General features: G+C 32.2%; 8 protein-coding genes and 1 riboswitch. Of the genes, 7 read left to right on the top strand and 1 reads right to left on the bottom strand.

Annotated features, from left to right (window positions below; all coding sequences use genetic code 11):
* The first annotated feature begins 16 nt into the window (after nucleotides 1-16).
* From AN960_RS10065 to AN960_RS10040, 6 genes are all read left to right on the top strand, one after another.
* Nucleotides 17-1753: an ABC transporter ATP-binding protein gene (locus AN960_RS10065; RefSeq protein WP_056470479.1), complete on the top strand. Its 1737-nt coding sequence runs from the start codon at nucleotides 17-19 to the stop codon at nucleotides 1751-1753.
* Nucleotides 1753-3540 (top strand): ABC transporter ATP-binding protein, encoded by a 1788-nt coding sequence (locus AN960_RS10060; protein WP_056470476.1) that lies wholly within the window; start codon nucleotides 1753-1755, stop codon nucleotides 3538-3540. Before AN960_RS10065 ends, AN960_RS10060 begins: the two co-directional genes overlap by 1 nt.
* Nucleotides 3541-4190: 650 nt before the next feature.
* Nucleotides 4191-4718: a YcxB family protein gene (locus AN960_RS10055; protein ID WP_056470474.1), complete on the top strand. Its 528-nt coding sequence runs from the start codon at nucleotides 4191-4193 to the stop codon at nucleotides 4716-4718.
* A gap of 125 nt (nucleotides 4719-4843) precedes the next feature.
* Nucleotides 4844-7117: an ATP-dependent DNA helicase gene (locus AN960_RS10050; RefSeq protein ID WP_056470471.1), complete on the top strand. Its 2274-nt coding sequence runs from the start codon at nucleotides 4844-4846 to the stop codon at nucleotides 7115-7117.
* A 78-nt stretch (nucleotides 7118-7195) separates the two neighbouring features.
* Nucleotides 7196-7299, top strand: a riboswitch (SAM riboswitch).
* Between the two features lie 82 nt (nucleotides 7300-7381).
* Entirely contained in the window at nucleotides 7382-8551 is a 1170-nt protein-coding gene (locus AN960_RS10045) for a trans-sulfuration enzyme family protein (protein WP_056470468.1), read from the top strand.
* 5 nt (nucleotides 8552-8556) lie between these two features.
* Nucleotides 8557-9705, top strand: a complete 1149-nt coding sequence (locus AN960_RS10040; protein ID WP_056470465.1) for a trans-sulfuration enzyme family protein — start codon at nucleotides 8557-8559, stop codon at nucleotides 9703-9705.
* A gap of 201 nt (nucleotides 9706-9906) precedes the next feature.
* On the opposite strand, the gene AN960_RS10035 is transcribed toward AN960_RS10040, so the two are convergent.
* A complete protein-coding gene (locus tag AN960_RS10035) occupies nucleotides 9907-10329 on the bottom strand; it encodes a hypothetical protein (RefSeq protein ID WP_056470463.1) in 423 nt (140 codons plus the stop codon).
* A 353-nt stretch (nucleotides 10330-10682) separates the two neighbouring features.
* Between AN960_RS10035 and AN960_RS10030 the strand changes: the two genes are divergently transcribed.
* Nucleotides 10683-12137 carry an NAD(P)/FAD-dependent oxidoreductase gene (locus AN960_RS10030; RefSeq protein ID WP_056470460.1) on the top strand — a complete coding sequence of 485 codons (1455 nt, stop codon included), beginning with the start codon at nucleotides 10683-10685 and terminating at the stop codon, nucleotides 12135-12137.
* Nucleotides 12138-12247: the final 110 nt, after the last annotated feature.

The raw sequence follows: 12247 nt of genomic DNA, 5'->3' as shown, positions 1-12247 counted from the left end.
CAAGGGAGGTATAATTTTGTCTCGAATTTTAAAATATGTCTTTAGACATAAGCTTTCATTTATTATTGGTTCAATTTCAATGGTTTTAGTAATAGGTGTGGATCATTTAATTCCTTATTTACAAATGATTCTAATCGATGACGGTATTACGAAAGGAAAAGCATCAGTCGTAGTTCCAGTTATTTGCGGTATTATAGGTGTCACAATCATTAAATCAATTTTTGGATATGTAAAAGAATATTTATATGACTTAGTAAGTTCAAAGGTACATGAGGATATTAAAAATGATATGTTCAAGCATATTCAAAGTTTTGAGTTTAAGTATTTTGACTCGATGAACACGGGTGAATTACTTTCGAGAATTAACGAAGATGTGGAAAACATCTGGCAAACAATTGCGTTTGGACTAAGATTATTTGTTGAAAATATTATTTATTTTACTCTTAGTACAGTTATCTTATTTGTAATTAATTGGAAGTTGGCATTAATCTGTTTAGCAATTATGATCCCAATTGGATATATGGGGACGCGTTTAAATCGCTTACTTAATAAAGGTTACGGAAAAATAAGTGACCATACAGCTGAAATAAATACAACAGCTCAACAAAATATTGCGGGTGTAAGATTAGTTAAAGCATTTGCTAGGGAAAAGCATGAGACGTTGAAATTTTTGAAAATGAATCGTGGATATTATGATTTAAATATGGCTCAAGCTAAAACAATGCGTAAATATTTTCCTAATATTGAATTTTTAACAAATATTGCGCTTGTAGCAATGATTATTATCGGTGGATATTTCGTTTTAAAAAATAATATGACACTCGGTGAACTAGTTGCATTTAGTGGATATATTTGGAACTTAATTTGGCCGATGAGAATGTTAGGCTGGTTAACAGATGTACTTTCTAAAAACCAAGCTTCTGCGAAGAAGATTTTTGAAATTTTAGATCGTAAAACTCAAATTGAAAACAAAGAAGGAGCATATACACCTAATCTTGTTGACGGTTCAGTGGAATATAAAAATGTAAGCTTTAAATACAATGATGAAATTGTCTTAAAAGATATTAATCTATATATTCCAAGCGGTAGTAAAGTAGCCATTATGGGAACGACGGGTGCCGGAAAATCCTCAATTCTTCATTTAATTGGTCGCTCATACGATGTGGCTGAGGGAGAAGTACTAGTAGATGGCGTTAATGTTAAAGATTTTAATTTAACATCTTTACGTAAAAATATGTCTCTAGTTTCTCAGGATACATTCCTTTTCTCAGATACGATTGAAAATAATGTAAAACTAGGAAACCCAGATGCTACTATGGATGAAATCCGTGAGGCTTGCCGTATTGCATGTTGTCTAGACTTTATTGAAGAGCTAGAAGAAGGATTCAACACGGAAATTGGTGAACGAGGAATTGGTTTATCTGGTGGCCAAAAACAACGTATATCAATTGCCCGCGCATTATTAAGAAATGCTCCAATCTTAATTTTAGATGATGCAACTTCTGCATTAGATATGGAAACGGAGTATGAATTATTACACAATTTAAATAAACGTTTCTCACATAGTACAACATTTATAATTGCACACCGTATTTCAGCAGTAAAAAATGCCGATGTCATTCTATTTGTTGAAAATGGAGAAATAGTTGAAAAAGGAAATCATAAACAATTACTAGATAAAAAGGGTAGATACTTTGAAGTCTACGAAGAACAATTCAAAGATTTTGAAACAGTAGAAAGCGGGGTGGTCTAATGGCACAAAATACGATTAATCGTGATGAAGACCAACTAAATAGGAGTAAAACCGAGCTTATTCTTAGGCTCGGGACTTATTTAAAACCTTATAAATTAAAAACATTTACCGTTATTTGTTTAATGTTATTTGTAATGGTAATTGGGATATTAAACCCATATTTATTAAAGGTAGCGATTGATACAAATATTAAGAATCACGATGTAAAAGGGCTCATCATAATTGGAGCTGTATTATTAGCACTAAATTTCTTAGCAATGATTGCTTCAAAAACACGTTGGACGATGATTAGCTCCGTTACGAATAATATTTTAGTAAATATTCGTCATGAGCTTTACACACATATTCAAAAACTATCATTTACGTTTTTTGATAATCGTCCAGTAGGAAAAATTTTAGCTCGTGTAATGGGGGATATTAGTGCTCTCCAAAATTTATTCAACCAAAGTATTCAAACATTAATTCCGGAATTACTAAGCTTAGTTTGCGTTACAGTTGTAATGTTTATCTTAAATGTTAAACTTGCAATCGCATCAGTATCAATTCTTCCATTTTTAGCAGCTGCAATGTTTTATATTGAAACACGTGCACGTAAAAGATGGGATGATTACCGAAAGAAACGTTCAAATTTAATCGCGTTTATACATGAAGATTTTTCAGGAATAAAAGTAGTTCAATCCTTTGCGAAAGAAAAAGATAAAGAAAAAGATTTCAAAGAAAAGGTATCTGAATTAATGGGATCATTCATGAAAGCAGTAAAAATGAATGACTTCTTTTGGCCATTAGTTGAGCTTTCTTGGGGTGTTGGTACTGTAATTGTATTTTATGTTGGATATAAGCTTGTAACTAGTCAAGAAATTGAAGTTGGAACATTAATCGCATTTTCAATGTATATTGGGATGTTCTGGCGTCCAATTATGAACTTATCAAACTTCTATAATACATTAATATCAAACTTCTCGGCAGCTGATCGTATTTTTGACATTATGGATATTGATCCAGAAATTATTAGTGAAGAAAATGCACCACCAATTGGACGAATCAATGGTGAAGTTCAATTTAGAAATGTAACTTTTGGTTATGATGAAAACTCTACAGTATTAAAAAATATAAATTTCACAATAAATCCAGGTGAAAAAATTGCATTAGTAGGTGCAACAGGTGCAGGGAAAACGACGATTGTTTCACTTTTAAGCAGATTCTATGATCCTTTAAAAGGTGAAGTTTTAGTTGATGGAAATGATATTAAAAAAGTAGATTTAGAATCTTTTAGAAGTCAAATGGGAATTATGCTACAAGATACTTTCCTATTCTCAACATCGATTATGGAAAATATTCGATACGGTAAATTAAATGCTACAGATGAAGAAGTAATTGCCGCAGCTAAAGCAGTTCATGCTCATGACTTTATCATTAAAATGGAGGATGGGTATAAGACAGATGTAAACGAGAGGGGCTCAAGACTTTCATTAGGTCAAAGACAATTAATCTCGTTTGCTCGAGCTCTACTAGCTGATCCTAGAATTTTGATTTTAGATGAAGCTACTTCGAATATCGATACTCATACTGAGAAGCTTGTCCAAAATGGTATTGAAAAGCTATTAGAAGGTCGTACTTCATTTGTTATTGCCCACCGATTATCGACAATTCGTGACTGCGACAAAATTATGGTAATTGGAAACGGAAATGTCGAGGAAAGCGGTACACATGAAGAATTATTAGCTTTAAAAGGACATTATTATAAGCTATACATGGCGCAATATAGCTTCATTAATGATGGAGCATAATTGATCTGTGTTGTTTAGATTGGGGCTGCCTCAAAAGTCAGGTTAACTGACGAATGAGCGGTCCTTTTTTTATTGAAAAATGTACTTGTGCTAAGGATGGGGGTATTTAAACGGCTTTTTTTCGTTTGCAATTGATCTAATTGAACTTTATTAGATATTTCTGCAGGCTCTTATCAAGTTTTTATTAGATACAAGCCATATTGCAAGTTTTTCATTTGAAATGATCTGCTTTTGTATGTTTTTTTAGGTGATAATACCTTAACTGGTATGGGTACTTTTTAAATTAAATTGCGATTCTTAGGGTTTTAATTGCCATTTCGCCAATTTTAATTGCGATACTCAGATTTTATTTGCAGTCCACTGTTTAATTGCAAGATTTCTCCATTTAATTGCGACTCTCTATGACTTATTTGCAGCCGAGCTTATTTGTCACAATTTTTGTGATTTACAGTTAGGACAACCATTTTTATGCAGAAAATTTTAAATTAGAACTTTAGAAATGAATTATTACGAATTCTTAATATAAGAATTAATTCTATGAATCTTGAAAAGTCAACTTAATATAAGTAGATAAAATATCTTCATTTTCTAATTTTTTCTAATGTTAAAATAATAGTGAATTAATATTTTTGTGAAAATGGAGGTTAAGTATGAAACTTAGTTATGAAATTAATTTGGATGATTATATTGAATTTAATTTACATCATTTAAAACACTCAAAAACTGTTCAAAAGTCGTTAATAAATCAACGAATTGCTGTGAGTTTAATCTATTTAGTAATACCATTTTTAATTTCCTTTCTTTTCAAACAACCACTATTTGGTTATTTACTTGCCTTTTCGTTAGCAGCCATTGTTTGGTTCATTTATTTTCCAAAGTATTTCTACCGGTCATCAAAAAACAAAATGATTAAGCATTTAACTGAAAAGAACGATGAATCCTTATTCGGTGAACATTCTCTAAAGGTAGATGAGAATGGGATCAAAGAAATTACACAATCAAGTGTTCATGAAATAAAGTGGGATGATATAGTTGAAATAAAAAGCACGAAGAATTACTTTTACATTTACTTAACAAGTATGCAAGCCATTGTAGTGCCACTAGAAGCAATAAAGGATGACGTGGAGAGATTATTACAATTTTACAGAAAATATAATATTCAAGTTTTATATTGCTAGTTAAATAGTGCATCCTGATCTCTAAAAGTTCAAGTTAGTTTAACTTGAACTTTTTTATTGTTACCGTTCATTCTTAATCAAGAAAGAAGAATTATGATAAAATGTAAAAAAAGGAGGGTACTCACTTGGAGAATTGTATAAAGGTATCAGTTCGAACGCTAGTTGAGTATGCTCATACAGCGGGAAGTATCAATGTAACATATAAAAGTTCGGTTTCATTAATTGAAGGAACAAAGGCACACCAAAAAATCCAAAGAGAATATGGTGAACAGGATGTAAAAGAACGATCTATATCCGGCAACATTACATTGGATCAGTTGGTGTTTCAGATAGAAGGCCGTTGTGATGGATTATTATTTAATGATGGTCAATATATAATAGAAGAAATTAAATCAACAATGAAGGATTTAAATGAAATAAATGAAAATTCATATCCTGTTCATTGGGCTCAAGCAAAAGTTTATGGATATTTTATTTGTGAAGAATTACAACTTGAAAAAATTACACTTAGACTTACATATATTAATATTTTAACCGAGCAAAAAATAAGCTTCGACCTCTTATTTACAAAAGATGAATTAACAAATTACTTATACAAAATGCTGGAAATTTATTATCCTTTTGCAAAATGGAAATACGATCATATTGAAACAAGGAATCAGACAATAAAAGAATTAAATTTTCCCTTTCCTTCTTTTAGAAAAGGTCAAAGAAAGTTAGCAGGTGCGGTATATCAAACAATTCAAGAAGGTAATAATTTATTTGCGGTAGCCCCAACCGGAATTGGCAAAACGGTTTCGACTATTTTTCCGACAGTTAAAAGTATTGGTGAGAATAGTATAAATCGAATGTTTTACTTAACTTCTAAGACGATTACTAGGACTGTTGCTGAAGAAGCATTTAAGCTAATGACAGATCAAGGACTTTGTATAAAGTGTACGACGATTACAGCAAAAGATAAAATCTGTTTTAAAGAAGAGACGATGTGTCAAAAGGATTATTGTGAATTTGCTAATGGTTATTATGACCGAATAAATGATGCTGTTCTTGATATTCTTTCATCGGAAAAATCGTTAACTAGGGAGAAAATAGAAGAATATGCCCGCAAACATACAGTATGTCCATTTGAATACTCTTTAGATTTATTAAATTCTTCCGATGCGATTATTTGCGATGTAAATTATATTTTTGATCCTAGAGTTTCGTTAAAACGATTATTTGATGAACATAAACGAAGTTCGGTTTTATTAATTGATGAAGCTCATAATCTTGTTGATCGTGCAAGAGAAATGTATTCTGCGAGTCTATTCAAATCTAAATTTTTAGAGTTGAAAAATAGATATAAAAATTTAAAAGATGAACTTTATGACATAATAAATGAAATAAATAAGCGATTTATTGAATTAAGAAAAAAATGGAAGGACGTTGTAACCCCAGTTTCAAAGGAAATAGATGGTGATTTACTAGAACTTCTACATACATTCAATGAAATCGTAGAAATAAAATTACAGGAAATGGAAGAGGACGAAAATAAACAACTTCAACTTGATACATATTTTGAGTCACTCAACTTCGTCAAAATTGCGGAGTTTTTTGATGAAAATTATGTATGCTACTATGAACTATATAAAAGTGAAGTACATTTAAAGTTATTTTGCCTTGATCCTTCTAAAGTAGTGAATGACGTCATAAAAAGATTTCGCTCTACAATTTATTTTTCGGCTACTTTAACGCCAATACAATATTTTCAAGATATGCTTGGTGATCAAAGTCGAGATTATACAATTTCAATCGATTCTCCTTTTCATAGAGAACAACTGGAAGTAACAATTGATCCTCTTTCAACTCGATACCAAGATCGTGAAAGAAATTTAGAAAGATTAATTGATTCTGTCTATAAAGAAATTACGAAAAGAAAAGGTAATTATTTAGTTTTTTATCCGTCATATCAATATTTAATTCAAAGTGTTGATTTATTTAAAGAGAAAAACCCTAACATAAAGACAATCGTTCAAGAAAATGGTATGTCTGAAATTGAACGAGAGGAGTTCCTTTTACAGTTTGATAGTCTAAATGAGGAAACTTTGGTTGGGTTTGCTGTATTAGGTGGAATATTCTCTGAAGGGATCGATTTAAAGGGGGATCGCTTAAACGGTGTAGTAGTAGTGGGTGTAGGATTGCCACAGATTTGTTTAGAAAGAAATATTTTAAAGGAGCATTTTAATTCGGTTGGAAAAAATGGGTATTATTATGCATATGTCTTTCCAGGTATGAATAAAGTAATGCAAGCGGGTGGAAGAGTTATCCGTTCTGAATCAGATGAAGGGACTTTATTACTAATTGATGATCGATATAAGAGTTCACTTTATCAAAGTTTATTACCTGAAGAATGGAAGTAAGAGTTAATTATTAAATAATTCAAAAAAAACGATTGATAATTATCAGAGTTTTTAATATACTAACAATATAATTTAATAATCTTATCAAGAGCGGTGGAGGGACTGGCCCGACGAAACCCGGCAACTCTAGTAAATACTAGAAAGTGCTAAATCCTGCAGGTGAAAAACCTGGAAGATAAGAGCGATATGTTTATTTTACAGACATAACCACTTCTTATTTTTTAGGAAGTGGTTTTTTTATTTGACTAAAATGGGGGATTTATAATGACTAACACAAAAGAGGCTTTAAACACGAATAAAAAATCGATTGAAACGGTAGCTGTTCATGGTAGCAAAGGGTATGATCCATTAACTGGTGCAATTAGTTATCCAATTTATCAATCAGCTACATTTAAGCATGCAGGTCTACATCAGTCAACTGGATATGATTATGCAAGATTACAAAATCCAACACGAGAAGAAGTCGAAAATACTGTTGCAAAATTAGAAAGTGCAAATTATGGCGTTGCATTCGCAACAGGAAATGCAGCAGTTACTGCAGTATTAAGCTTATTTAAAAAGGGTGATCACCTAATTGTTTCAGATGATTTATACGGTGGTACATATCGCTTATTCGAAGAAATTTATTCGCCATATGGACTTGAGCATAATTTTGTTGATACGACTGAAATTGAACATATTCTTGATGCACTTAAACCGAACACAAAAGGAATTTTTATTGAGACACCTTCAAATCCAATGATGAAAGTAACTGATTTAAAAAGAGTAGTAGAGATTGCAAAAAAACGAGATATTATTGTAATTGTCGATAATACATTTTTAACTCCTTATTTCTTTAGACCAATTGAATTAGGGGCAGATGTAGTTGTTCATAGTGGAACAAAGTATTTAGGTGGCCATAATGATACACTAGCTGGCTTCGTCGTAACGAATTCAGAATATACAAATGAACGAATTCGCTATTATCAAAAATCAACAGGTGCAACATTAGCTCCATTTGACTCTTGGTTAATCTTAAGAGGAATTAAAACATTGCATTTACGCATGGAATACAGTCAAAAAAATGCGATTGTACTTGCGAAGTTTTTAGAAAATCATCCAAATGTTACTGAAGTATATTATGTAGGATTACCAACGCATAAAGGGTATTCAATTATTAAAGAACAGGCAACTGGATTTGGTGCAATGATTTCATTTAAAGTGAAGGAGTTAAGTTTAGTAGAACAGGTTTTAGGAAGCGTAAAAGTCATTACATTCGCAGAAAGTTTAGGTGGAGTCGAATCGTTAATTACGTATCCACATACACAAACTCATTCAGAGATGCCAGAAGAATTTAAAAGAAAGCTTGGTCTAGATGACCATACATTACGTTTATCAGTGGGAATTGAACATATTGATGATTTATTAAATGACTTAGAAAATGCATTGGGGTGATGAGCATGCAATTTGGAACGAAACTAATTCATAACGGAAATGAAATTGATCAGGCAACAGGTGCATTAAGTATACCAATTTATCAGACATCAACGTTTCATCAATTTGATATTGAGAATTTTGGGAAGTACGACTATGCGAGAAGTGGAAATCCAACAAGAGAAGCGTTAGAAAATACAATTGCAAAATTAGAAAATGGTGTACGTGGCTTTGCGTTTTCATCAGGAATGGCCGCAATCTCATCTGTATTATCTTTGTTTTCAGCAGGAGATCATATTGTCATTTGTGAAGATGTTTATGGGGGAACATTTAGAATAGCAACAAAAGTTTTAAATCGTTTCGGAATCGATTTTACTTTCGTCGACGCATCTAATTTAGAAGAGATTAAAGCCGGAATAAAGCCAAATACAAAAGGACTTTATTTAGAAACACCGTCTAATCCTCTTTTGAAAATTACTGATTTAAGTAGTGCTATTAAAATAGCAAAAGAAAATGACATCCTTGTCATTGTAGATAATAGTTTTTTATCACCATATTTACAAAGACCATTAGACTTAGGAGCTGATATTGTCGTTCATAGTGCAACAAAGTTTATTGCAGGTCATAGCGATGTAATTGGAGGATTAGCGGTCGTAAATTCAGAAGAACTTGCAAGTGATTTATACACAATCCAAAATTCATTCGGAGCTATTTTAGGTCCACAAGACTGTTGGCTAACATTAAGAGGATTAAAGACCCTAAAAGTTCGTATGGATGCATATGAACAAACTGCATCAAAATTAGCAAACTGGCTTTTAGAACAAGAAGAAGTTGAGGATGTTTATTACCCAGGACTAAAAGATCATCCTGGTCACGATGTTCATTTTGAGCAGGCTACTGGAGGAGGAGCAGTCCTTTCATTTACACTAAAAACGATTGAACAAACGACAAGTTTCCTTCAATCAGTCGAAAACGTTGCAGTTGCAGTTTCACTTGGTGGAGTTGAGACGATTGTTTCATATCCTGTAAAGATGTCCCATGCTGCAATACCGCTCGATGTTCGTGAGCGATTAGGGGTTAAAGATACATTAATAAGGGTATCCGTTGGTTTAGAAGATATAGAAGACTTGATTGCAAGCTTCCAAAAAGCATTAAAAGCAGGTGCAAGAGTATAGTGAAAGGAATAGGGAAATTGAATAAATAAAATTGGGTTTGGCCGAATAGAATTGAAAAACGAACAATAATTAGATGCAAACGGTAGAATGTCCGTTCAATTCGAGAAAAGCATAAATCCCACAATGGAAGCATATTTCCTTGTGGGATTAATTTATTTTATATTTTTTGATTTTGCTTACTTTTTTATTTAGTGTAGAAGACTAAGAAAGGAATATTTCCCCATCACCAATTTCCTCTTGAATTACCTCAGCTGCACCAATAAGTGCCAATGCGTTCCCAACTATTTGAACTGAATCAGAAAGAACAATTCTTCTTTGTAACTCAAGTAAATCTATTTTTTCTGAAGTGAACAATTGCTTAGAAACGAAAAAAGCTACGGATAATTGACCGGCAGTACCAATCCACATTCCCGATATGATATCTCTTTTCCCTTGAAAGATTGGATCTTTGTCGATGGAATATAATTTTGATAATGTAATCGTTTCGTATAATTGTGCAACTGCTTTAACCCACGATGCGGCAACAATTTGTCTTTCAAGACTTGCTGATAAACTGTCATGTTCTATATTAATTTTCTTATTTTGATCTTGACCTTCCTTTTCCTTCAAATTTTCTTCTAGCATCTTTTCCAACTCCAATATAGAAAAACTGTTATTTATATAACTATTCAAGTTGGTGTGATTGTGTTTCTATCTAAAAGGGGATTTTGGTGTTTCAATAATTAACTTTTCGTTAAATTAGGATGAATGTCAATTTAATTAATATCTAAGTTTGAATTGTCTGATATTGAATAAAAAAGCTAATTGACAGATGTTTATTTCTAATGTAAAGGTTTCACTTTGGTTATAAACGAATATTTTTTTAAAAAAGCACAAAAAATGTTCGTGTTTTTACTTGAAACGCAATCATATTGATGGTATTCTAGTTTAGGTTGATCAAATGAAATAATTTAAACCTTATTTGGAGGTATATATAGATGTATGATGTTATCGTTGTTGGAGCAGGACCTGCTGGAATCTTTACTTGTTATGAATTAACTTTAAAAATGCCTAATGCTAAAGTACTACTTGTTGATAAAGGACATGATATATTCGCAAGACATTGCCCAATTTTACAAAAGAAAATTGAAAAATGTCCGCCTGCTGCAGGTAAAAAAGATTTTTCAGGTTGCTTACCAGCTTGCTCAATTACAAATGGTTTTGGTGGTGCTGGAGCATATTCAGATGGAAAATTTAATATTACAAGCGAATTTGGTGGATGGATGACAGATTACTTATCAGATTCACAAGTAGTTGAATTAATCAAATACGTTGATGAAATTAATTTAGAACATGGTGCAACTGAATCAATTACTGATCCTTTAACAGAAGAAGTTAGAGATATTGAACGTCGTGGATACGCAGCTGGACTTAAATTATTACGTGCACAAGTTCGTCATTTAGGAACGGAACAAAATTTAGAAATACTAAAAAGTATTTATGAGTATTTAAAAACGAAAATAGATATGAAGTATAAAACTGAAGTAGAGGACTTAATAACTGAAAAGGTTGAAGGTACTCATATTATAAAAGGAATTAAATTAAAAAAAGGTGAAGAATTACATGCTGAGAAAGTTGTAATTGTACCTGGTCGTGATGGCTCAAAATGGTTAACTGATGTTATGAAAAAACGTCGTTTAAAAATGTCAACGAATCAAGTTGATATTGGTGTTCGTGTTGAGACTTCAAACGTAGTAATGGAAGAAATTAATAAGCACTTATACGAAGGGAAATTCGTATTTAATACTAGCGTGGGTACAAAAGTCAGAACATTCTGTAGTAATCCATCTGGGCACGTAGTAGTTGAAAATCATTCAGGAATTATGACTGCTAATGGACATGCTTATAAAGATCCTAAATTAGGAAGTCCAAATACAAACTTTGCCTTATTAGTATCGCATCAATTCGCAGAACCTTTTGACAAACCAAATGAATATGCACATGAGGTTTCACGCCTTGCAAACATGCTTTCACACGGTGGAGTAATCGTGCAAAAATACGGAGATATTTTAAGAGGTCGTCGTTCAACTGAAAAACGTATTAAAGAAGGCTTTTTAGAACCAACTTTAAAAGAAGCAGTACCAGGTGACTTAGGATTGGTTTTACCATACAATACAATGAAAAGTTTAATTGAAATGGTAGAAGCTTTAAACGATGTGACTCCAGGTATCGCTGCGGAGCATACACTTTTCTATGGCGTTGAAGCAAAATTCTATTCAGCTCGACCAAAGCTAAATGAACACTTTGAAAGCGAAATCTCTGGATTATATCTAGGTGGAGATGGAGCAGGAGTTACTCGCGGTTTAGCTCAAGCAAGCGCATGTGGCGTATGGATCGCGCGTGATATCGTTACGAAAATCGGAAGCAAAGAAAAAGAATTAATTACTGTTTAATACTTAATTTAACAAACCTCTAGTGCATTGTAATAGCATTAGAGGTTTGTTTTGTTAGAATAGATAATTTTTTGTCTTTTAGCAGAATAAAGAATTAACGATACTTTTTT

The sequence above is a fragment of the Bacillus sp. FJAT-25509 genome, from assembly GCF_001420605.1.
In the GTDB taxonomy this organism is placed as follows: Bacteria; Bacillota; Bacilli; order Bacillales; family Bacillaceae_G; genus Gottfriedia.
Note: the sequence above shows the minus strand (reverse complement) of the source record. Positions and strands in the feature narration are given on the sequence as shown.

Excerpts from the sequence above, each read along its gene's own strand:
- AN960_RS10060 (WP_056470476.1), top strand. The coding sequence starts at position 1,753 with ATGGCACAAAATACGATTAATCGTGATGAAGACCAACTAAATAGGAGT.
- AN960_RS10055 (WP_056470474.1), top strand. The coding sequence starts at position 4,191 with ATGAAACTTAGTTATGAAATTAATTTGGATGATTATATTGAATTTAAT.
- AN960_RS10045 (WP_056470468.1), top strand. The coding sequence starts at position 7,382 with ATGACTAACACAAAAGAGGCTTTAAACACGAATAAAAAATCGATTGAA.
- AN960_RS10040 (WP_056470465.1), top strand. The coding sequence starts at position 8,557 with ATGCAATTTGGAACGAAACTAATTCATAACGGAAATGAAATTGATCAG.
- AN960_RS10035 (WP_056470463.1), bottom strand. The coding sequence starts at position 10,329 with ATGCTAGAAGAAAATTTGAAGGAAAAGGAAGGTCAAGATCAAAATAAG.
- AN960_RS10030 (WP_056470460.1), top strand. The coding sequence starts at position 10,683 with ATGTATGATGTTATCGTTGTTGGAGCAGGACCTGCTGGAATCTTTACT.